The sequence below is a fragment of the Streptomyces sp. NPDC020490 genome (assembly GCF_044335305.1).
GTDB lineage: Bacteria > Actinomycetota > Actinomycetes > Streptomycetales > Streptomycetaceae > Streptomyces.
In genome coordinates this window covers 501809-523299 of the sequence record NZ_JBIRUY010000001.1, presented here as the reverse complement: position 1 = coordinate 523299, position 21491 = coordinate 501809, and the positions used below count along the sequence as shown (strand labels likewise).

At 74.0% G+C, this 21491-nt stretch carries 21 protein-coding genes; 14 read left to right on the top strand and 7 right to left on the bottom strand.

All coding sequences use genetic code 11. From position 1 onward, the window contains the following. Positions 1-63: 63 nt before the first annotated feature. The 5 genes from ACH4ZX_RS02360 to ACH4ZX_RS02340 all read left to right on the top strand — a co-directional run bounded on the left by ACH4ZX_RS02360 (position 64) and on the right by ACH4ZX_RS02340 (position 5816). Positions 64-819 (top strand): (Fe-S)-binding protein, encoded by a 756-nt coding sequence (locus ACH4ZX_RS02360; protein WP_398266147.1) that lies wholly within the window; start codon positions 64-66, stop codon positions 817-819. After that, positions 816-2300 (top strand): LutB/LldF family L-lactate oxidation iron-sulfur protein, encoded by a 1485-nt coding sequence (locus ACH4ZX_RS02355; RefSeq protein WP_398266144.1) that lies wholly within the window; start codon positions 816-818, stop codon positions 2298-2300. Before ACH4ZX_RS02360 ends, ACH4ZX_RS02355 begins: the two co-directional genes overlap by 4 nt. Continuing rightward, a complete protein-coding gene (locus tag ACH4ZX_RS02350; protein WP_398266141.1) occupies positions 2297-2950 on the top strand; it encodes a lactate utilization protein C in 654 nt (217 codons plus the stop codon). Before ACH4ZX_RS02355 ends, ACH4ZX_RS02350 begins: the two co-directional genes overlap by 4 nt. A 656-nt stretch (positions 2951-3606) precedes the next feature. Further along, positions 3607-4464, top strand: a complete 858-nt coding sequence (locus ACH4ZX_RS02345; protein WP_398266676.1) for an AAA family ATPase — start codon at positions 3607-3609, stop codon at positions 4462-4464. A 59-nt stretch (positions 4465-4523) separates the two neighbouring features. Further along, positions 4524-5816, top strand: coding sequence for a VWA domain-containing protein (locus ACH4ZX_RS02340; protein ID WP_398266673.1), 1293 nt, complete (start codon positions 4524-4526; stop codon positions 5814-5816). A 135-nt stretch (positions 5817-5951) separates the two neighbouring features. Here ACH4ZX_RS02340 and ACH4ZX_RS02335 read toward each other — a convergent pair whose 3' ends face one another. The 3 genes from ACH4ZX_RS02335 to ACH4ZX_RS02325 form a co-directional block, all read right to left on the bottom strand. Next, a complete protein-coding gene (locus tag ACH4ZX_RS02335) occupies positions 5952-6320 on the bottom strand; it encodes a cupin domain-containing protein (RefSeq protein WP_398266138.1) in 369 nt (122 codons plus the stop codon). Positions 6321-6442: 122 nt separating this feature from the next. Further along, positions 6443-7423, bottom strand: coding sequence for a threo-3-hydroxy-L-aspartate ammonia-lyase (locus ACH4ZX_RS02330; RefSeq protein ID WP_398266135.1), 981 nt, complete (start codon positions 7421-7423; stop codon positions 6443-6445). Then, positions 7420-8109 carry a transcriptional regulator gene (locus tag ACH4ZX_RS02325; protein ID WP_398266132.1) on the bottom strand — a complete coding sequence of 230 codons (690 nt, stop codon included), beginning with the start codon at positions 8107-8109 and terminating at the stop codon, positions 7420-7422. The genes ACH4ZX_RS02330 and ACH4ZX_RS02325 overlap by 4 nt, the downstream gene beginning before the upstream one ends. 147 nt (positions 8110-8256) lie before the next feature. Here ACH4ZX_RS02325 and ACH4ZX_RS02320 point away from each other — a divergent pair, with 147 nt between their 5' ends. The 3 genes from ACH4ZX_RS02320 to ACH4ZX_RS02310 all read left to right on the top strand — a co-directional run bounded on the left by ACH4ZX_RS02320 (position 8257) and on the right by ACH4ZX_RS02310 (position 12292). Next, positions 8257-9123 carry an MBL fold metallo-hydrolase gene (locus tag ACH4ZX_RS02320; protein WP_398266129.1) on the top strand — a complete coding sequence of 289 codons (867 nt, stop codon included), beginning with the start codon at positions 8257-8259 and terminating at the stop codon, positions 9121-9123. 171 nt (positions 9124-9294) lie between these two features. Next, entirely contained in the window at positions 9295-11958 is a 2664-nt protein-coding gene (locus ACH4ZX_RS02315; RefSeq protein WP_398266126.1) for a LuxR C-terminal-related transcriptional regulator, read from the top strand. Positions 11959-12094: 136 nt separating this feature from the next. Continuing rightward, complete coding sequence (locus tag ACH4ZX_RS02310) at positions 12095-12292, top strand: hypothetical protein (RefSeq protein WP_324788126.1); 198 nt, start codon at positions 12095-12097, stop codon at positions 12290-12292. Between the two features lie 124 nt (positions 12293-12416). Here the strand turns inward: ACH4ZX_RS02310 and ACH4ZX_RS02305 are convergent, their stop codons facing one another. Then, positions 12417-12773 (bottom strand): carboxymuconolactone decarboxylase, encoded by a 357-nt coding sequence (locus ACH4ZX_RS02305; RefSeq protein WP_398266123.1) that lies wholly within the window; start codon positions 12771-12773, stop codon positions 12417-12419. 273 nt (positions 12774-13046) lie between these two features. Here ACH4ZX_RS02305 and ACH4ZX_RS02300 point away from each other — a divergent pair, with 273 nt between their 5' ends. The 4 genes from ACH4ZX_RS02300 to ACH4ZX_RS02285 all read left to right on the top strand — a co-directional run bounded on the left by ACH4ZX_RS02300 (position 13047) and on the right by ACH4ZX_RS02285 (position 16182). Then, entirely contained in the window at positions 13047-14411 is a 1365-nt protein-coding gene (locus ACH4ZX_RS02300) for a hypothetical protein (protein ID WP_398266120.1), read from the top strand. Positions 14412-14541: 130 nt separating this feature from the next. Next, positions 14542-14967, top strand: coding sequence for an SHOCT domain-containing protein (locus ACH4ZX_RS02295; RefSeq protein WP_324788123.1), 426 nt, complete (start codon positions 14542-14544; stop codon positions 14965-14967). Positions 14968-15026: 59 nt separating this feature from the next. After that, complete coding sequence (locus ACH4ZX_RS02290; protein WP_398266117.1) at positions 15027-15443, top strand: hypothetical protein; 417 nt, start codon at positions 15027-15029, stop codon at positions 15441-15443. 250 nt (positions 15444-15693) lie between these two features. Continuing rightward, positions 15694-16182: a hypothetical protein gene (locus ACH4ZX_RS02285; protein WP_398266114.1), complete on the top strand. Its 489-nt coding sequence runs from the start codon at positions 15694-15696 to the stop codon at positions 16180-16182. 19 nt (positions 16183-16201) lie between these two features. Here ACH4ZX_RS02285 and ACH4ZX_RS02280 read toward each other — a convergent pair whose 3' ends face one another. Beyond that, a complete protein-coding gene (locus tag ACH4ZX_RS02280; protein WP_360758397.1) occupies positions 16202-17167 on the bottom strand; it encodes a pirin family protein in 966 nt (321 codons plus the stop codon). 147 nt (positions 17168-17314) lie between these two features. Between ACH4ZX_RS02280 and ACH4ZX_RS02275 the strand changes: the two genes are divergently transcribed. Then, positions 17315-17662, top strand: coding sequence for a tetratricopeptide repeat protein (locus ACH4ZX_RS02275; RefSeq protein WP_398266111.1), 348 nt, complete (start codon positions 17315-17317; stop codon positions 17660-17662). A gap of 60 nt (positions 17663-17722) precedes the next feature. Here ACH4ZX_RS02275 and ACH4ZX_RS02270 read toward each other — a convergent pair whose 3' ends face one another. Further along, positions 17723-19123, bottom strand: a complete 1401-nt coding sequence (locus tag ACH4ZX_RS02270; protein WP_398266108.1) for a PepSY-associated TM helix domain-containing protein — start codon at positions 19121-19123, stop codon at positions 17723-17725. 186 nt (positions 19124-19309) lie between these two features. Here ACH4ZX_RS02270 and ACH4ZX_RS02265 point away from each other — a divergent pair, with 186 nt between their 5' ends. Continuing rightward, the gene (locus tag ACH4ZX_RS02265) at positions 19310-19954 is read left to right on the top strand and encodes a peptide deformylase (protein ID WP_398266105.1); all 645 of its coding nucleotides are present in this window, start codon (positions 19310-19312) and stop codon (positions 19952-19954) included. A 31-nt stretch (positions 19955-19985) separates the two neighbouring features. Here ACH4ZX_RS02265 and ACH4ZX_RS02260 read toward each other — a convergent pair whose 3' ends face one another. Further along, positions 19986-21404: a dihydrolipoyl dehydrogenase family protein gene (locus tag ACH4ZX_RS02260; RefSeq protein WP_398266102.1), complete on the bottom strand. Its 1419-nt coding sequence runs from the start codon at positions 21402-21404 to the stop codon at positions 19986-19988. Between the last annotated feature and the right edge of the window lie 87 nt (positions 21405-21491).

Sequence of the window (21491 nt, the reverse complement as noted above, 5' to 3'; positions counted from 1 at the left end):
TCGCCGGGAGCGCTTTGCGCAGCTACCCTGCCCTCATCCGATGTTCGATCACGAGGAGCCGCGATGCGTGTCGCTCTGTTCCTGACCTGTGTCAACGACACGCTGTATCCGGACACCGGCCGCGCGGTGGTGAAACTGCTGACCAGGCTGGGTGTCGACGTCGATTTCCCGATGGCCCAGACCTGCTGCGGGCAGGCCCACTACAACACCGGCTACCGGCACGAGGCGGAGCCGATGGCCCGGCATTTCTCCGATGTCTTCGGGGAGTACGAGGCGATCGTCACACCGTCGGGCTCGTGCGGGGCGATGGTTCGGGAGCTGTATCCGCGCATGGGTGAGCGGGCGCGGGCCGAGGGGCGCGGGGACGGTCTCGCGGCCACGCTGGCGCCCGTGGTGCCCAAGACGTACGAGCTGACGGAGTTCCTGGTGGACGTGCTGGGGGTGACGGACGTCGGGGCGTACTACCCGCACAAGGTGACGTACCACCCGACCTGTCACGGGCTGCGCGGGCTGGGGCTCGGCGACCGGCCGCGCCGGCTGCTGGAGGCGGTCAGGGGCCTGGAGCTGGTGGAGCTGCCGGGCGCCGAGGAGTGCTGCGGCTTCGGCGGCACCTTCGCGCTGAAGAACTCGGACGTGTCGGCCGCGATGGGCCTGGACAAGGTCCGCAACGCCGAGTCGACCGGCGCGGAGGTGCTGTGCGCCGCCGACAACTCGTGCCTGATGCACATCGGCGGCACCATGGCACGGCTGAGCACCGGCATGCGGCCGGTGCACATCGCGGAGATCCTGGCCAGCACGGAAGAGGAGCCGGCGGCATGAGCGGAACGTTCGTGGGGATGCCGGCGTTTCCCCGGGCGGCCCACGAGGCCGTGCACAACCAGACCCTGCGCGGCAATCTGCGGCACGCCACGCACACCATCCGCGCCAAGCGGGCGAACGCCGTCGCCGAGGTGTCGGACTGGGCCGCGCTGCGGGAGGCCGGCAAGCGGATCAAGGACCACACGCTGCGTCACCTGGACCGCTACCTGGTGCAGTTGGAGGAGGCCGTCACGGCGGCGGGCGGCATCGTCCACTGGGCCGCGGACGCCGACGAGGCCAACCGCATCGTCGCCGGCCTGGTCAAGGAGACCGGGGAGACGGAGGTCGTCAAGGTCAAGTCGATGGCGACACAGGAGATCGGGCTCAACGAGGCCCTGGAGGCCGAGGGCATCCGCGCCTACGAGACCGATCTCGCCGAGCTGATCGTGCAGTTGGGCAAGGACCGGCCCTCGCACATCCTGGTGCCCGCCATCCACCGCAACCGCGGCGAGATCCGGGACATCTTCCGCTCGGAGATGAGCGAGTGGGGCCGCCCGGCGCCGGAGGGCCTGACCGACTCGCCCGCCGAACTCGCCGAGGCCGCCCGGCTGCACCTGCGGGAGAAGTTCCTGCGCGCCAAGGTCGGCATCTCCGGCGCCAACTTCATGGTGGCGGAGACCGGCACGCTGGTGGTCGTGGAGTCCGAGGGCAACGGGCGCATGTGCCTGACCCTGCCCGAGACGCTGATCTCGGTCGTGGGCATCGAGAAGATCGTGCCGACCTGGCGCGACCTGGAGGTGTTCCTGCAGACCCTGCCCCGGTCCTCCACCGCGGAGCGGATGAACCCGTACACGTCGACCTGGACGGGCACCACGGACTCCGAGACGGCCGACGGCCCGCGGGTGTTCCATCTGGTGCTGCTCGACAACGGCCGCACCGACACCCTCGCCGACGAGGTCGGCCGCCAGGCCCTGCGCTGCATCCGCTGCTCGGCCTGCCTGAACGTCTGCCCGGTCTACGAGCGGGCCGGCGGGCACGCGTACGGCTCGGTCTACCCGGGCCCGATCGGCGCCATCCTCAGCCCGCAACTGCGGGGCACCGCCAGCGAGATCGACGCCTCGCTGCCGTACGCGTCGTCGCTGTGCGGCGCCTGCTACGAGGTGTGCCCGGTCGCGATCGACATCCCGGAGGTGCTGGTGCACCTGCGGGAGCGGGTCGTGGAGGGCGGGCCGGTGACGCGTGAGGGCAACAAGGTGGTGCTGCGGCCGGCGAAGGGGCACGCGGCCGAGCGTGCGGCCATGCGCGCGGCCCGCTGGGCGTTCACGCGCCCCGGCGCGCTGCGCACCGGCCAGCGGCTGGCCTCGCGCACCCGCCGCCTGCATCCGCGGACGCTGCCCGGTCCGGGCCGGGCGTGGAGCGGCACCCGGGATCTGCCGCCGGTGCCGGCGGAACCGTTCCGCGACTGGTGGCAGCGTACGCACGGCGGAAAGGACGCGAAGTGAGCAGCAGGGAACGGGTCCTGGGGCGGGTGCGGCGCGCGCTCACCGCCGCGGGGCAGGACGAGACGCCGTACGAGCAGGCCGTCCCCCGGGACTACCTGCGCGAGCACGGCGACCGGAGCGTCGGGCAGACGGTGGAGCTGCTGGCCGAGAACCTGGCGGACTACCGGGCGGTCGTGCACCGCTGCGCGGCGGACGAACTGGCGGCGACGATCGGCCGGCTGCTCTCCGCGCACGGTTCCCGGACGGTGCTGGTGCCGCCGGGCCTGGATCCGCGGTGGCTCGCGGCGACGGAGGCCGAGCGGGTGCCGGACCGGGCGGAGAGCACCGCGCACGAGCTGGACCGCGTCGACAGCGTGGTCACGGGCTGCGCGGTGGCCGTCGCCGAGACCGGGACGATCGTGCTGGACGGCGGCCCGGAGCAGGGCCGCCGCCGGATCACGCTCGTCCCCGACCACCATGTCTGCGTCGTCCGCGTCCCCGACCAGGTCGTCGGCTCGGTGCCCCAGGCGCTCGACCGCCTCGACCCGGCGCGGCCGCTCACCTGGATCTCCGGCCCGTCGGCGACCAGCGACATCGAACTGGACCGCGTCGAGGGAGTGCACGGCCCACGCACCCTGGAAGTGGTGCTGGTCACCGGCCCGACGGACTGAGCACGGCCGCCGGAACAACCCCGGAGGGGCGGCCGCTCAGGCGGCTGCCCCGCTGCCCCGCCTCCGCCCCCACCCCGGCCACGACCGCCCGCCAAGTCGGGCCCCCGCGCCTCGGCCCGGGCCGCCACCGGCCCCACGTCGGCCACGACCCGCAGCACCGCCGTCACCGGCCCCCGGTGCGGCCTGCCGCGTCTCGGCCCGGCCCCACGCCCTGCCCCACGCCCGGCCCCGCATCGGCCACGACCGGCAGCACCGTCGCCGTCACCGGCCGCCGAGGCGACCCCGCCGTACCGTCACCGCGACCAGCAGCGCCACCGCCGTGACCGACCCCCTGGAGCGGCCTGCCGCGCCTCGCCACCAGGCCCGCGCCCGGCCCCGCATCGGCCGCCACCGGCAGCGCCGTCGCCGCGACCCGACATGACCCACCCGCCGCTGCGGTGGCCCGCTGTGTCTCGGCGCGGGCCCGTGACCGGCGCTCGCCCCGTCGGGGACGGCGCGGTGGCCTCGACCGCCGCGTCGGCAGGGCAGACGGCGCGTACCGTCGCGCCCGGGCACCGGCCCGCCGCAGGCGTTCCATCCGGCATTCCCTGGTGACACGCGCTATGAACAAGCGCTTAGATAGTCCCCGCGACACCAGCACCGACCGGGAGGCCCCGTTGTTCACATCCGTCGACGACGTCTCCGCACGTCTTGCCGAGACCGGCTACCTCGCCTCGCCCGCGGTCGCCACGACCGTCTTCCTGGCCGACCGGCTCGGCAAGCCGCTGCTCGTCGAAGGCCCCGCCGGGGTCGGCAAGACGGCACTCGCCAAGGCCGTCGCCCAGGTCGCCGGGGCACGCCTGGTCCGCCTGCAGTGCTACGAGGGCGTCGACGAGTCCCGGGCCCTGTACGAGTGGAACCACGCCAAGCAGCTGCTGCGCATCAGCGCCGGCCGCGACGAGACGTGGGACGAGGCGCGCACGGACATCTTCAGCGAGGAGTTCCTGCTCACCCGCCCCCTGCTGACCGCCATCCGCGGTGACGACCCCAAGGTGCTGCTGATCGACGAGACGGACAAGGCGGACGTCGAGATCGAGGGGCTGCTCCTGGAGGTCCTCAGCGACTTCCAGGTCACCGTCCCCGAGCTGGGCACGATCACCGCGGCCCGCCGCCCCTTCGTCGTCCTCACCTCCAACGCGAGCCGCGAACTGTCCGAGGCGCTGCGCCGCCGCTGCCTCTTCCTGCACATCGGGTTCCCCGACCCGGAGCTGGAGCGCCGGATCGTACGGCTGAAGGTGCCGGAGCTGGACGAGGCGCTGGCCGCGTCCGTCGTCCGGGTGGTCGGGGCGCTGCGCGCCATGGACCTGCGCAAGGTCCCGTCGGTCGCGGAGACCGTGGACTGGGCGCGCACCCTGCTCGCGCTCGGCGCCGGCACGCTCGACGAGAGCGTCGTACAGGCCACCCTGGGCGTGCTGCTCAAGCACCAGGACGACGTGCTCAAGGCGGCCGCCAAGCTCGACCTGGACGCCGGGTGACCGCCCCAGGCGTCGCCGAGCGGCTGACCTCCCTGGTCGACGCGCTGCGCGCGCACGGCATGCGCGTCGGCACCGGCGAGACGGTGGACGCGGCCCGGGCGGTCGCGGCGCTGGGGCTGGACGACCGTGAGCTGCTGCGGGAGGGGCTGGCGGCGACGCTGCTGCACGACCCGGCCGGCCGGAAGGTGTTCGACCCGGTCTTCGACCTGTATTTCCCGCGCGGTGTCGGCGGACCGCTGGACGAGCCGGCCGACCGGGACGACCTGCGCGACCGGCTGGCGGCCGCGCTCGCCGCGGACGACCGGGCGCTGATGGAGCGGCTGGCGGCGGAGGCGGTGGAGGGTTTCGGCGCATACGGCTCCTCGTCGGCGTCGGACGGCTGGTCGGCGCACCAGACGCTGGACCGGCTGCGCCCGCAGACGCTGCTGGCGCGCGTCCGGGACGGGGTCCGCGCGCAGGGCTCCGGGTCCGGCTTCACCGACCGGTTGCTGGAGGACGAGATCCGGTGGCGCATCGAGACGTTCCGCGCCATGGTGGCGGCGGAGGCGCGGCGCCGGGTCGCGGAGCGGCGGGACCGGGACGAGATCGCCCGGCGCGCGGTGGCGACGACCCCCGACCGGGTCGACTTCCTCTACGCGGGCCGGCTCCAGCTGGCCGAGCTGCGCAGGACGGTGCAGCCGCTGGCCCGCAAGCTCGCCACCCGGCTGGCGGCCCGCCGGCGCCGGGCCTCCCGGGGCAGCATCGACCTGCGGCGCACCCTGCGCGGATCGCTGTCGACCGGCGGGGTGCCGATGAAGCCGGTGCTGCGCAGGCGCCGTCCCGCGCGGCCCGAACTGGTGCTGCTGTGCGACGTCTCGGGGTCGGTGTCCGGCTTCTCGGACTTCACGATGCTGCTGGTGCAGGCGCTGCACGAGCAGTTCAGCAAGGTGCGGGTGTTCGCCTTCGTCAACCGGATCGACGAGGTGACCGGGCTGCTGGTGCGCGGCACGGCCGATCCGGAGGGGCTCGGTGCCCGCATCTGCTCGGAGGCGACGCTCACCGGCTGGCACGGCAGCAGCGACTACGGCGTCGCACTGGGCGAGTTCGCGCAGCGGTACGGCGACGCGGTCGGCCCGCGCACTACGGTGTTCGTGCTCGGCGACGCCCGGACGAACATGAGCGACCCGAACCTGGCGGCCGTCCGGCAGATCGCCGGACGGGCCCGCCGCCTCTACTGGCTGAACCCCGAGCCGCGCGCCCAGTGGGGCACGGGCGACTCCGCCGCGCCCGAATACGCGGGGCTGGTGGAGATGCACGAGTGCCGCAACGCCCGGCAACTCGGCACGATCGTCGCCCGCCTGCTGCCGGTCTGATCCGCTGCTGCCGGTCTGGCCCGGCGCGCCGGACGCCGGCCTTCGTGCCGCCGCGCGGCTTGGAGCAAGGACTCACGGAGCCGTGCCGCCGGGCGGCTTGGAGCCCGGACGCACTGAGCCGCGCTGCGGCGGGTCTCAGTCCCGCGCCTGCGCCTTCGCGTATTCCTTCGCCATGGTGCCGGCGAAGTCGTACAGGACGACCGGTTCGTCGCCGACCACCCAGGCGTCGTGGCCGGGCGGGAGGACGAACACGTCGCCCGGTCCGACCTCGCCCTCGGCGCCGTCGTCCATGCGCAGGCGCATCCGCCCCTGGACGACGTACCCGTTGTGGTGGACCGTGCAGCTCTCCGTCCCGGCGATGGGCGCCACGGACTCGGACCAGCGCCAGCCCGGTTCGAACGTGCCCACGGCGAAGTCGAGTCCGGTGAGATGGACCGCTTCGAGGTGTCCACGTGGGAAATCGCGCCGCTCGTCCGGGTTGTCGACAGTCTTGATCTCGAACATGACGGCTCCCTCCGTTGCGAGCCTGGAACCACACCATCGTCGACCGCGCAACCCGGCACCGCCATTCGGGGGACCCGCGCGGTGCCGTGACACACGGTGCCATGGAGGGGAGCCGTCCGGTCTCAGGCGCTGCCGCCGCCGCACAGCTGGGCGAAGCGGTCCGCGGCGATGTTGCCGCCGGAGAGGATCAGCCCGACCCGGCGCGGCAGGGGGTTGGTGCGACCGGTCAGCAGGGCGGCCAGCGGGGTGGCGCCGCTGGGTTCGAGGACGATCTTCAGTCGTTCGAACGCGAACCGCATCGCGTCCCGGATCTCGTCGTCGGACACCAGGACGACGGCGTCGACGAGGCGCCGGTTCACCGAGAACGTCAGCTCGCCGGGGGTGTCGAGGGCCTGCCCGTCGGCGATCGTGCGGGGCACCGGGATACGGACGCGCCGGCCCGCCTCCAGGGACCGCCTGGTGTCGTCCCCGGCCTCCGGTTCGACGCCGACGACACGGATGCCGGGATATCTGCCCTTGGCCGCCGTGGCACTCCCGGCGATCAGTCCCCCGCCGCCCACGGGCACGATCAGCTCGTCCAACTCCCCTGATTCGTCGAGGAGTTCCAGCGCCGCCGTGCCCTGTCCCGCCATCACGTGCGGGTGGTCGTAGGGCGGGACGAGGGCGAGGCCCCGCTCGGCGGCCAGCGCCTCGGCGACGGCGGCGCGGTCCTCGGTGTACCGGTCGTAGGTCACGATCTCCGCGCCGTAGCCCTCGGTGGCGTCCCGCTTCGAGCGCGGCGCGTCCTCGGGCATGACGATGACGGCGGTGGTGCCGAGTTCGCGGGCGGCCAGGGCGACGGCCTGGGCGTGGTTGCCCGAGGAGTACGCGGCGATGCCCCGGGCCAGTTGCTCGGGGGTGAGCCGGGAGGCGGCGTTGTAGGCACCGCGGAACTTGAAGGCGCCCACCCGCTGGAAGTTCTCGCACTTGAGGTGGACCTCGGCGCCGACGAGCGCGTCTAGGGTGCGCGAGCGCAGCACGGGGGTGCGGTGGGCGACGCCGCTGAGCCGGGCGGCGGCTTCGCGGACGTCGTCGAAGGTGACCGGCGGGGTGGTGGTCGTCACGCGTGTCCTCCATCGGTGGTCGGGGCGTGGGCGGCGCGCGCCTGGGAGAGGTAGCTGTAGGCGGACGCGCGGGAGATGCCGAGGCGGGTGGCGACCTGTTCGACCGAGTGGCGCACGGCGAAGACGCCGTGCTCGTCGAGGCTGTGGAAGAGGTCGAGGCGCCCGGCGCGGTCGAGGCCCGCCCAGGCGCCGCCGCCGACGGGGCGGTGGGCGTCGAGGACGGCGTCCACGACGGAGTCGATGTCGCCCGCGAAGGTGGTGACCGGTGTGTCCGGCGCGCCGCCGCCCGCACCGGCCAGCGCGCCGAGCAGTGCGTGGGCCTGCCGCACGGCGGTGATGTCGACGTTGAGGCACAGGGCGCCGAAGACGGCCCGGGTGGAGTCGCGCAGCAGGATCGTGGACGACTTGACCAGTGCTCCGGTCCGGGTGCGGGTGACGTAGTTCAGTTCGTCCCGCGCGTCGTCGCCGCGTGCGATCATGCGCAGCCCGATCTCGCTCATCGCGCCGCCCACCCGGCGTCCGGTCACCTCGCCGGCCAGCGCGACGACCGACCGCTCCGGCCGCCGGTAGTCGTGCAGGACCGCCTCGCACACCGGCCCGAACGTCGCCGCCAGCCCGGCGACGACCGGGCGCAGCGCGGCGAGGATCGCGTCACGCTCCGCTTCGAGTGCCTCGCCGGCCGCCATGAGCGCTCCCCCGTCCGTCGATGCTCCGGCCGGTTCCTCCACCGCCCTGACGCATCTTCAGACTACACGTCCAGCGATTGGACCAAAAGTCCAAGTTCCGCCTCGCCCATCCCCGCCCGTAGTGATCACGGGCGTCGCGGGTACGCCATGCCGGTCACGCCCCGCTTCCCCGACGACCCCGGGGACGACGCGCTCGATCTGCACTTCATCGGCAACGCGACCGTCCTGATGCGGTACGGCGGGCTCACCCTGCTCACCGACCCCGACTTCCTGCACCGCGGGCAGTGCGCCTACCTCGGTCACGGCCTGGTCAGCCACCGTCCGACGGAACCGGCCGTCGACGTCGGCGACCTGCCCCGCCTCGACGGGATCGTCCTGTCGCATCTGCACGGCGACCGCTGGGACCGCCGCGGGCGCAGGCACCTGGACCGCTCCGTGCCGGTGCCGACCACCCCGCACGCGGCACGCCGTCTCAGGGTCGTGCACCGTTTTCCCCGCACCGCGGGGCTGCGCACCTGGCAGGGGTTCACGCTCCGGCACGGCGACGTACAGGTCCGGGTGACGGCGCTGCCGGGCCGGCACGCCGGGCACCCCCTGCCGCGCGGGCCGCTGCCGCCGGTGATGGGCAGCATGCTGGAGTCCGGTCCGGTGCGGGGCCCGGCCAGGACCCGGCTGTACGTCTCGGGCGACACCCTGGTGTACGACGGTCTCGACGAGATCGCCCGGCGCTTTCCCGCCGCGGACCCGGCCGTGCTGCACCTCGGGGGTACCCGCCTGCCCGGCGGCTTCGTGGTGACCATGGACGGCGCGCGGGGAGCGGAACTGGCCCGGCGCCTGGCCCCCCGGGCGATCCTGCCGGTCCACTACGGCGCCCACCCGGTGATGCGCTCCCCGCTGGAGGCGTTCCTCGCCGAGATCGACGCCGCCGGTCTGAGCGACCGCCTGGTCCGCTGCCGGCACGGACAGCGTGCGCGGATCACCGCGAGCGCCGGGACGGCACCGTCGGTCCCCTGAGCCCACCCGGGCCCGCCCGGCGGGGCCGGGGCCGCCGCGGACGCGCCCGGCCGGGGACCTCCGGGTACCCGGCAGGGGCCCATGGACCCTGTGTGACGAGCGGCCCCAGGGGAAATTGAGATCCTTGAGGGGAGGGCCCGCCCGCGACCCGGCGAGACGGTGGTGAGCGTCGTGACAGCAAGCGACGGAACCCTGCACGAATCCGCCGCCCCGTGCGTCGATCCACTGGGAGATCCGTTTCTGCGGACACGGTTCGCCCTGCCCGCGCGGCCCGCGACGTTCCTGCGACGGGAGCGGCTGGTCAGGCACCTCGGGCAAGCACTGCTGACACCGCTGACGATGGTCAACGGTTCCGCCGGAGCCGGCAAGACGCTGTCGGTCGCGGACTGGGCCTCGGGCCTCGGGCAGCCGGTCGCCTGGCTGACCCTCGACCCGGCCGTCCAGAGCCCCGGGATGTTCTGGGCGCATCTGCTCCAGGCGCTGCGCACGGCCGGTGTGCCGGTGCCCGGTGAGATCGGCTTTCCCGCCGACGCGGGTCAGGTGAACCACACGCTGCTGACCCGGCTGGCCGCGGAACTCGGCGCCCGGGACCGGCCGGTGACCGTGGTGCTCGACGAGTTCGACCGGGTGACCGCGCCGGAGATCTCGCAGCAGCTGGAGTTCGTCCTGCGCCATGCCGGGCCGGGGCTGCGTCTGGTCCTCGTCACCCGGACCGAGCCGCTGCTGCCGCTGCACCGCTACCGGGCGGCCGGTGAGATGACCGAGATCCGGGACGCCGAGCTGGCCTTCACGCCCGAGGAGGCGGCCGCGTTGCTGGAGCTGCACGGTCTGCGTCTGTCCGTGCGGGCGGCACGCGATCTGGTGGAGCGCACGCGGGGGTGGGCGGCCGGTGTGCGGCTGTGTGCCCTGGCCGCGCAGCGGAGCCCGGACCCGGAGGCCTATCTCAAGGAGTTCGAGGCCGGCCACAGCACGGTCGCCGACTTCCTGCTGGCCGAGGTGCTCAAGCGGCAGCCGGCCCAGACCCAGGACCTCCTGCTGCGCGTCAGTGTCCTGGACCGCTTCCGCGCCGATCTGGCGAACGCCCTGACCGGGCGGGACGACGCCGAGCCGATTCTCGCCGGACTGCACCGCGAGAACGCGTTCGTCGAGGACCTCGGGCACGGGTGGTACCGGCTGCATCCGCTGTTTCGGGAGATCCTCGGGGCCCATCTCCGGGAGCGCTCGCCGGGACTGGAGCCGGAGCTGCACCGGCGGGCCGCGCACTGGCTGCGGCGGTCCGGTTCGCTTCCGGAGATGCTGTCCCACGGCGCCGCCGCCGGGGACTGGGAGTTCACCTCCCGTGCCCTGGTCGACGATCTGGCGATCGGGCAGTTGTTCACCGGCCTGCGCTCCGAGGACCTGGCCGCGCTGTTCGCCGGGCTGGAGCCCGGGACGACGAGCCTCGCGACGGACCTGGTCCGCGCGGCCCGTGACCTGTCCCGGTGCGACCTCGACCGGGGTCTGGTCCACCTCCGGCATGCCGAGCGGCAGCTGCCCGCCGGGGCGTCCGAGCCCGCGCCGGCCCGGCTGAGCTGCGCCCTGCTGGAGGCGCTGGCGGCGCGGCTGGCCGGTGCTCCGGACCGGGCCGAGCAGGCCGCCGACGCGGCCCGGGAGCTGCAGCGGGAGGTCCCCGCCGATCTGCTGGACAGACACCCGGAACTTCCCGCTCTGCTGCTGACCCACCTGGGCTCCACGCGGCTGTGGGCCGGACGTTTCGCCGAGGCACGGGCCGCCCTCACCACCGCGGCCCGCAGTCCGGGCGGCGCCGCCACGGCACTCGCGCGCAAGGAGTCGCTGGAGCACCTCGCGCTCATGGACTACCTCGACGGGTGGCCTAGCAGGGCGGAACGCAAGGTCTTCACGGCGATGACCGAGACGGAGCGGTTCGGCCTGCCCCAGCCGTCCGGCTGCGGCCTCGGACAGCTCGTGCTGGCCGCGGTGGCCGTCGACCGGAACGATCTGGGCCAGGCCGAGGCCCTCCTCGGGCAGGCGTCCGACGCGGCGACGCCGGACCCCGTCACGGCCGCGGGCCGGTCCATCGCGACGGCCCGCCTGCTGCTCGCCCGGGGCCGGGCGCGCGCCGCGCTGGCCGCCACGGACGCGGCCGTGCCCGCCGACGTGGACTCGCCCTGGGCGAGGAGCCAGGCCGCGCTGATCGCCTCGTCCGTCCAACTGGCCGAAGGACGACCGCAGGCGGCCGCCGAGACACTGGAACAGGTGGCCGCCGAGCAGCCGACGTGCGCCGTGGGCGCGGCGCGGGCCCGCCTCGCCGCGGGCGACCGGCGCGCGGCCCTCCGCCTTCTCGACGACGTCACCGCCCGCGGGAGCAGCGGACCGGCGGTGCTCGTCCGCGCCACGCTGGTGCGGGCTCAGGCCGCGAACGCGGCGGGCGACGTCGCCACCGCCCGCCGGCTTGTGGCCCGGGCGCTCACGGAAGCCCGGCGTGAGAAGCTGCGGCGTCCCTTCGTGGAGGCCGGAGCCTGGGCCAGGCCGTTCCTCGCCGGTCCTCCGCTGCAGTCCCTGGCCGCGGGCTGGCTCCTGCCGGCAGCCGCCGGGAGCGACCGGTCGCTCCCGGCGGAGACCGGAGCCGCTCCGGTGCTGGTGGAGCAGCTGAGCGCACGTGAGCGCGATGTCCTCCAGCGGCTCGCTCAGACGATGTCGGCCGAGGAGATCGCCGCCGACCTGTACGTCTCGGTGAACACGGTCAAGACGCACCTCAAGAGCGTCTACCGGAAGCTGTCGGTGAACCGGCGCGGCGACGCCGTACGGCGGGCGCGCGAGCTGCGGCTGCTGTGACCGTCCCCGGCCGGGACGCCGGCGGCCCGGGCGTTCGGCTCACCTCCGCAGGGTGAGGCCGCGGAGCGCCCCCGCGGCGGACCATCGGGACGTAGGCGGTTGGCCTGGCGGAAAGTCGCCCGCGGGAGAGCAGCCCATGCAGTACGAGATCCGCGTCGACGGGCATATGTCGGAGACGTTGACCAGCGCTTTTCCCGAGCTGGAGCACGTGGTGATCTCCGGCCAGACGGTGCTGTTCGGTCCGCTCGTGGACGAGGCGCACCTGTACGGTCTGCTGGCCCGTTTCCAGTCGCTGGGGCTGCATGTGGTGGAACTGCGGCGGCTGCCGGAGTGACCGCGGGTGCGGAGCGGGCCCGCACGGCGGAACGCCGGTGCCACGAGGTCTGCTCGTGGCACCGGCGCGGTGCTCGGCCGTCGGGACGGTCACGCCCCGGGCGACGGCCCCGCCGCGTGTCGGATCAGGAACCGCTCCGGCTCTGGGCCTCGGCTCGTGCGATGGTCTCGGCCTCGCCCTCGGCCAGCCCGATCGCGACACCGTACGCCCGGGCGATGTGGCCCGCGGCCGACATGACGCGCGCGGTCCCCACCACAGGCGCGATCGCGACGAGCAGGTCCTGCAGCTGCTCCACCGTGAAATCCGCCTTGTACGCGGGGTCGACGTGGGCCAGGTACGAGATGGCCGGCGCGTCCATGGCGACCAGGGCGGCGATGCGGGCGAGGACGACCGACCGCTCGTCCATGTTGCAGCGCTCCATGGAGTCGATGGTCATGGCGGCGAGCGTGTCGAGAACGGGGGCGTCGGATGCAGTGGCCATGGTGAACCGCCTCTCGGTGCTGTCGGGGAGGGCGAACCGCCACCCGACTGACGCGGGTCCCCACTGCCAGGCGATCCGGTCTCAGCCTAGGCGCACCCGTCGGACCGCGCGCGCGGAGCCGGCCGGCGCCGGCCCCGGACGCCGTTCACCCGCAGGGGGTGACCCGCCCCGGAACGGGGCGCGGGACGCTGGTCCGGTGTGGTCCTTGGCCCGGCGGGCCGGACTCCCCTGCGGACCCCGGCGGTTCCGGCCACCAGCGACCGAGGAGACTCCATGGGGACGACGAACTCTTCCGCATCCCCGGGCCCCGGCGGGGACGAAGGCGGCCGGTACGTCATGACCGGCGACGAACACGCCGAATACGAACGGCTCCGCCGTGCCGCCGGCGCACGCCACCGCGTGGCGCGCCGGGCCGGAGCCTCGGTCCTGCTCCTGCTGGCCCTGTTACTGGCCCCCGTGGCGGTCGTCGCGGCCTGGCTGCACGACGAGGTCACCGACACCGACCGGTATGTGCAGACCGTCGCACCACTGGCGTCCGATCCGGCCGTGCAGAAGGCGGTCACCGACCGGCTGACCGAACGTGTGGTCGCCAATGTGGACGTGGAGGCGGTGACCGCGTCGCTGAGCAACGCGCTGGCCGACGCCGGGGCCCCGCCGGCCGTGGTGGACCGTTCGAAGGCCCTGGCCGGGCCGCTGCGCGCCGCCGTCACCGACGTCGTGCACCGCACCGTCAGCCGCGTCGTCACCAGCGACGCCTTCCAGCAGGCGTGGGAGGGCGCCAACCGGCGCGCCCACGCGGCGGTGGTGAACATGCTCACCGGCGAAGGCGAGGGAGCCCTCCGCGCCCAGGGCGACACGGTCACGCTCGACCTCGGCACGGTGGTCGACCAGGTCAAACAGCGGCTCGTCGACGCGGGCTTCGAGAAGGCCACCGCCATCCCCGCGCCCGACCGGCAGATCGCCCTCTTCCGGACCGACAAACTGTCCGAGGCGCAGGACGCCATGCGGCTGCTGGACGTCGTCGGCTCCTGGCTGCCCGTGGTCACCGTCGTGCTCGCCGCCCTCGCCGTCTGGACCGCCCCCGGCCACCGGCTGATGCTGCTGGTGACCGCGACGGGTGTCGGCGTCATGATGGTCCTGCTGCTCGTCGCGCTGGCCGTCTTCCGCCGCGTCTACCTGGACGCCGTACCGCCTACGGCGCTTCCCCCCGACGCGGCGGCGACGATCTACGACACCTTCGTCCGCTTCCTGCGCGACAGCACCCGCACGCTGCTGGTCGTCGCCGTGATCACGGCGGTGGCCGCCTACCTGTACGGTCCGGGGCGCGCGGCCCGTGGTGTGCGCACCCTGGCGGGGCGCGGCACCACCGCCGTCGGCCGTGCGCTGCGACGCACCGGATTGCGGACCGGCCCGGCCGGGCGGTGGCTGGAGGCCCACCGGGCGTGGACCACCGGCGCGGTCATCGCGGCCGGAGTCCTGGCGCTGGTCCTGTGGAACCACCCCACCGTCGGGGCCGTGGTCCTGGTCCTCTGCCTGGTCCTGGTGGCCATGACCGTCCTGGCCGTGCTCGCCGCCATGGCGGAGACGGCTCCGGGCGCGCCGTCGCCGGCCGGTGGACCGGGCCGGGCCGGGCCGTGAGCCGGCACGTCCCGGCAGCACGCTCACCCGTCCCGGGTGAGGTCCCCCCGGGCTGGCGTGCGCACGCTGAAGGTGAAAAGGGAACGGCTTGGGGCATACGGGGCAACCGAGCCCGGGACGGAGCAGAGAAATGGGCACAACGACGTATCTCGCCTACGACTATCCGCTGCTGAGCGCGTTCTGGACCCTCCTGTGGTTCTTCCTGTGGATCATGTGGTTCGTCCTGCTCTTCCGGATCATCGTCGACATCTTCCGCGACGACACCCTCGGCGGCTGGGGCAAGGCCGGCTGGCTGGTGTTCGCCATCGTGCTGCCGTTCCTCGGCGTGCTGGTGTACGTCATCGCCCGCGGGAAGACCATGGGCCGCCGGGAGATCGAGCACGTCCAGAAGCAGCAGGAGGCCTTCAACGCCTACGTCCGTGAGACCGCGGCCGGCGGCCAGCCGAGCAAGGCCGACGAACTCGCCAAGCTCTCCGAGATACGGGCTCGCGGTGACATCTCCGACGAGGAGTTCCGCCGGGCCAAGGATCTCGTACTGACCGGGCACAGCTCCTGACGCCTTCCGGCACCGCTGCGTCCCGTCACCGAGCACAGTCAAGGAAACGAGGCAGTACGATGACCGCCACTCATGCGCCGCAGGCGCACAGCACGAAATACGCGTGGGCCGCGGGCCTGATGGTGTTCGCGGCCGTGATGCTCACGATCCTGGGCGTACTCGATGTCTTCCGCGGCATCATGGCGATCGCCCAGGACGAGGTCTTCCTCGCCACCCGCAACTACGTCTTCGAGTTCGACCTCACCGGCTGGGGCTGGATCCATCTGGTCCTGGGAGCGGTCGCCGTGATCGTCAGCATCGGGCTGTACCAGGCGGCGACCTGGGCGAGGGTGGCCGGCGTGGCCATCGCCGGGCTGGTCATCATCTCCAACTTCCTGTCCCTGCCGTACTACCCGGTGTGGTCGGTCATCATGATCGCGATGTCCGGGTTCATCATCTGGGCCCTGTGCGTGGCACGGAAGGAAGACCTCGCCTGATCCCTTCGACCGCGCGCCGCGCGGCGACAGGCGACACGGCGCCGGGGGCGGGTCCTCACCCGCCCCCGGCGCCGTGTCCGGCGACCGCGCCCGGAAAGCGTCCGGCGCGCGGCCCTGACGGCAGGGCGGAGGTCACGCCTGGCCTGTTCGGGTGAACGCCGGGCCCGTGCTCCCTGCCCGGCGTGCGGGTGGGCGGCAGACGCCTTTGACTGAGCGTACTTCCGGTTTTCGCGGACTCTCTGGAGGCGGCATGGCAGGGCGGCGCTGGGCACGCAACGCGGCGGGAGCGGCTCTGGCGGCGCTGACGCTGGCGACGACGGCGGCCTGCTCGGACGACTCCGGGACATCCTCGTCCACGCCGAGCGGCGCGGTCTCGGCCGCCTCCTCCCTCGCTTCCGAGGCGTCCGGCGTGCTCTCCTCGGCCACCGCGGAGGCGAAGCGGCAACTGAACGAGGTCAAGAACGGTGTCGACGCGCGGGACGACGTCAAGATCGGCCGCGCCACCACCGACAGCGAGGGGCGCGCGACGGCGACCGTGACCGCGCACAACACCGCCGACGCCACCAAGTCCTTCGCCGTACAGGTCAACTTCCGAGACTCCGGCGGCAACCTGCTCGACACGGTCGTGCTGACCATCGACGACGTGGCGGCCGGCAAGTCCGCCGAGGGCACCGCACGCAGCAACCGGAAACTCTCCGGTCAGCTCCGGGCCGAGATCGCGGTGGCACTCCGCTACTAGAGGCCGGACAGCACCCGGGTCAGCGCACCCTTCCGCGCGGCTTGAGCGGCGTCGCCGGCAGTTGCGGGGCCGGCAGCGGGTCGCCGTCGTAGCCCTTGACCACACCGAATCTCGAGCCTTCCATCCAGTCCCGGCGGGCCTGTGCGATCTCCTCCTGGGACCGTCCGATCCAGTTCCAGAACATGATCAGCTCCTCCTCGAACGGCTCTCCGCCCAGCAGCATCAGGCCGGCCTCCGACTCGGCGCGCAGCGGGAGTTCGGTGCGGCCGCAGCCGAGGTAGAGCATCGAGCCCGGCAGGACCGGCACGCCGTCGACGTGCGCCTCGCCGGACATGGACAGCACGGCGTACTCGAAGTCGGGCTCCAGCGGGAGGCGCACCTGTGCGCCGCGGGCGAGGGCCAGGTCCGCGCCGACGATCGGGGTGTACGTCGTGCCGGGCGAGGTCGCGCCGTCGAGGTCGCCGAGGATCAGCGTGGCCGTCAGGCCGGGCGCGGTCACGACCGGCAGGTCCGCGTGGTGTTCGAAGTGGGGGTCGGTGTGGCGGTGGCCGTCCGGCAGGGCGACCCACAACTGCGCGCCGTGCAGGAAGCGGGCGTGCGCCTTGGGGCTCTCCTCGGAGTGACTGATGGCCCGGCCGGAGGTCATCAGCCCCAGCTCGCGCGGGCGGATGGTCTGCAGGCTGCCGGTCGAGTCGCGGTGCAGCACCTCGCCCTCGTGCAGCCAGCTGACGGTCTGCAGGCCCATGTGCGGGTGCGGCGGCACCTGCATGCCGGGTTCGTCGGCGATGTCGTCGGGACCGTAGTGATCGACGAAGCACCAGGCGCCGACCATGCGACGGCCCAGGTTGGGCAGCAGGCGGCGGACCTCGGAGGACTCACCGAGCTTGACACGGCGAGGGCTGAGGAGTTCGCGCACCGGCTCCGCCACGACGAAACCCCGGCCACCGCACGGGGCGGGAACCGCCTCGCGATCAAGATTGCTCATGCGGCCAACCTAACCCCGCACGGAGGCGCGCGTCAGTCCCCCACCGGGGGTGATCCGCGCCGGACCGGCGAGGCGCGGCCGCCGGGCCGGATAGTGGAATATTCAACCACCGGGTGCCGTTGTCGGCGGCGTCGAAGGAGGTCTCGAGTGGAGACGACGTACTACGGCCACGGAACACCCGCGGAGCGCTGGGAGCGCGCCCGGATGTTCTTCGACGCCAGGGACTACGCCGCCGCGGCGCGCGTGCTGGCCGCACTGGTCGAGGAGGTGCCGGAGCAGACCGGGCCGCGGCTGCTGCTGGCGCGGGCCTATTACCACTCTGCCCAGCTCAGGCGCGCGGAGGCCGAGTTGCGCGTCATCGTCGAGCGCGACCCGGTGGAGCACTACGCCCGGCTGATGCTCGGCCGGACGCTGCAGCGGCAGGGGCGGCACGAGGAGGCGGCGTCGCACCTGCGCGTCGCCGCGGCGCTCGCGGGGGACTTCGCAGAGGTCTGAGCCGCGGACCGCGCAGGGCGGGGCGGGGGCCGGTTCCCGGGGAACCGGCCCCCGCCCGTGTCAGGCGGGCGCGCCGCGCCGCCGCGCCCTGCGGTGGGCCGTCTCGCCGAGCAGCACGTCGACGGCGAGGAAGGCGATCAACGGAAGCCCGAGCAGCGGTACGAACCAGCCGGGCACGGCCACGGCCGCCACCAGCGGGACGAGGAGCCGCGGCGGCACCCGCTGCCAGGCGCCGCGCGGGACCGGCCGTCCGAAGGCCGGTCCGCGGCCGCGCTGCCACCACATGCGGTAGCCCCAGACGATCAGCAGGACCAGCGCGAGCGCGAGCAGCATCAGGGCGATCTGGTTGGCCGGGCCGAAGAGGGTGCCGGTGTGCAGGTCGATGCCCCAGCGGGTCAGCTTCGCCAGCAGCGGGTAGTCGGCGAACCGCAGCACGTCGGTGACCTCGCCGGTGACCGGGTCGACCGCGACCGAGTCCTGCTTCTCGGGCCAGCTGCGCTGCACCTGCTTGACAACGTAGGCGGAGTCCGCGTCGGCAGGCGGCACGATCTCCACCGGGTCGGTCAGCCCCTTCGCCCGGGCCGCCGCGAGCACCTCGTCGAGGCCGGCGCCGCGCTCCGCTCCCCCGGCCGGGGCGGCGGCGCCGTGGCCCGCGTGCTCGCCGCCGGCCGTCGCCGAGACGGACGGGGTGGCCTGGCCGAGCGAGGTGCGCAGCTCGGCGATGTTCGCCCCGGCGTACGTAGACCAGGTCAGGCCGGTCGCGGAGAGGAAGAGGAAACCGGCCGCCACCCAGACGCCGACCGTGCCGTGCAGGCCCAGCGTGCGGCGCCGTCCGGTGGTGCCGCGCACCGTGCGCAGGGCGCGGCGCCGGGAGAACCACAGCACCAGTCCGCCGCCCGCGATCACCCACAGCCAGCTCGCCGCGAACTCGCTGTAGAGGCGGCCGGTCTCGCCCAGGTGCAGGTCGCGGTGGAGTTCGTCGATCCAGGTCCGCAGCGGCAGCGCGCCGGTCGAGCCGTACTGTTCCAGCGCGCCGCGCACCTCCCCGGTGTACGGGTCGACGAACACGGCGAGGGTGTGGCCGGCGGCGACGCCCTCGACGCCGGACAGCAGCACCCTGGTGGTGGCGTCGGCGGCCGGGGAGGGGCGCACGGCGGAGACCGTGCCCTCGGGGTGGGCCTTGCGCGCGGCGGCCACCTGCCGGGAGACGGGCAGCTTGGTCTCTCCCACGTCGGCGACGGTCAACTCGTGCGAGTACACGAGCTTTTCGGCCTGGAAGGCGCCGGCGTACAGGAAGCCGGTGACGGCGGCGACGAGCAGGAAGGGCGCCACGACGACGCCGGCGTAGAAGTGCAGACGCAGGATCAGCGGCCGTAACGGCGCGAGGGAGTCGGAGGACGGCGGCGCGGAGGCGGGGTGCCGCGGGGCCTCGTCGGTGGCGGTCGGGGAAGCGGTGGGCATCGGCGGGCTCTCCGGGGCGGGGGGCAGGGGCAGGAGGGCAAGTGCGGCGGTGGCCGCGGTGATTCAGGAGACGGGGGGTCGTGTTTCAGTCGTCGGGCGCGGACGGCGCCCGGTTCCCGGCGGGCGCGTGTGCCCTGCGTCACAGGGCGGAACGTCCGTACGCGGCCGCCGTGGCATGCTTGCCGGATGGCAACTCCCCGTGACCGAGCGCCCCTTGCCGAACTGGTCGAGGAACTCCTCGCCACGGACGGCCCGCTGCCGATCGTCGCGGCGGGCGATCCGGTGCTGCGGCGCGCCGCCGAGCCCTTCGACGGCCAGCTGGACTCCGCCCTGTTGGCCCGCTTCGTGGCCGCCCTGCGCGTCACCATGCGCACCGCGCCGGGCGTCGGCCTGGCCGCGCCGCAGGTCGGGGTGGCCCTGCGGATCGCGGTGATCGAGGACCCGGCGCCCGTGCCCCGGGAGGTGCGGCTGGCCCGCGGCCGGGTGCCGCAGCCGTTCCGGGTCCTGGTCAACCCGTCCTACGAGCCCGTCGGGCCGGCCCGTGCCGCGTTCTTCGAGGGCTGCCTGAGCGTGCCCGGCTGGCAGGCGGTGGTCGCCCGGGCGGCCGAGGTCCGGCTGCGCTGCCAGGACGAGGCCGGCCGCCCGGTGGACGAGGTGTTCACCGGCTGGCCGGCCCGGATCGTGCAGCACGAGACGGACCATCTCGACGGTGTGCTCTACCTCGACCGTGCCGAGCTGCGCTCGCTGTCGTCGAACCAGGCGATGGCGCGGCGCTGGACGCAGCCCACACCGGTCGAGGCGGCCCGGTCCCTCGGCTTCGACCTGCCGTGAGGGACCGGCCGGAACGGGCCCTGCCCGAGGGTCAGTTGTCGCGGTAGGCCTCCAGCAGCCGCAGCCACACCTCGCTGAGCGTCGGGTAGGACGGCACCGCGTGCCAGAGGCGGCCGACCGGGACCTGGCCGACGACGGCGACCGTCGCCGAGTGGATCAGTTCGCCGACGCCCGGCCCGACGAAGGTGACGCCGAGCAGGATCTCGCGTTCGAGGTCGACGACCATGCGGGCCCGGCCGCGGTAGCCGTCGGCGTACAGGCCGGCGCCGGCGACGGAGGAGAACTCGACGTCGACGGCGCGGACCCGGTGGCCGGCCCGTTCGGCGTCCGCCAGCGACAGGCCGACGGCCGCCGCCTCCGGGTCGGTGAAGACGACCTGGGGGACGGCGGCGTGGTCGGCGGTGGCCGCGTGGGCGCCCCACGGGTCGGACTCCGGGACCGGCGTCCCGGAGGCGCGGGCCGCGATGGCGGCGCCGGCGATGCGGGCCTGGTACTTGCCCTGATGCGTGAGCAGGGCGCGGTGGTTGACGTCGCCGACGGCGTAGAGCCAGTCGGTGCCGGTGACCCGCAGGCTGTCGTCGACGGTCAGCCAGGAGCCGGGTTCCAGGCCGACGGTGTCCAGGCCGATGTCGTCGGTGCGCGGGGCGCGGCCGGTGGCGAAGAGGATCTCGTCGGCCTCGATGCGTTCGCCGCCGTCGGTGACGACCACGACCGTGCCGTCCTGGCGGGACACAGCCCGCACCGAGGTGCCGGTGCGCACGTCGACGCCGGCCTCGGTGAGGGCGTCGGCGACCAGTTCGCCGGCGAACGGCTCCATGCGGCCCAGCAGGCCCTTGCCGCGTACCAGGAGCGTGACGCGGGAGCCGAGGGCCTGCCAGGCGGTGGCCATCTCGGTGGCGACGACCCCGCCGCCGACCACGACGAGCCGGCCGGGCGCCGCCTTGGCGCTGGTGGCCTCCCGGCTGGTCCAGGGCGCCACCTCGTCGAGGCCGGGCAGGTCGGGCAGGAGGGCCCGGCTGCCGGTGCAGACGGCGACGGCCTGACGGGCGGTGAGGACCTTGCCGCCGACGGTCACGGTGCGCGGGCCGGTCAGGCGGCCGTGGCCGCGGTAGAGGTCGGCTCCGATGCCGTCGAGCCACTGGAGCTGGCCGTCGTCCTTCCACTGGGAGGTGTACTCGTCCCGGCGGGCGAGCACCGCGGACGCGTCGAGGGGGCCCTGGACCGCCTGGCTCAGCCCCGGCAGGCGGCGGGCGTCGGCCCGCGCGATGACCGGGCGCAGCAACGCCTTGCTGGGCATGCACGCCCAGTACGAACACTCGCCGCCGACCAGTTCGCTCTCCACGACCGCGGTGGAGAGGCCTGCCGCACGGGTGCGGTCGGCGACGTTCTCCCCCACGGGCCCGGCTCCGAGCACCACGACGTCGTACACGAAGGTTTCCGTTTCCGTCATGGGGTCAGTCTGGTGGGTGGTGTGCCCCGTGGCCACACGGGTAGGGGCGCGGAATACGTGACCGGCCGGCCGTGTTGTGCGGACGGC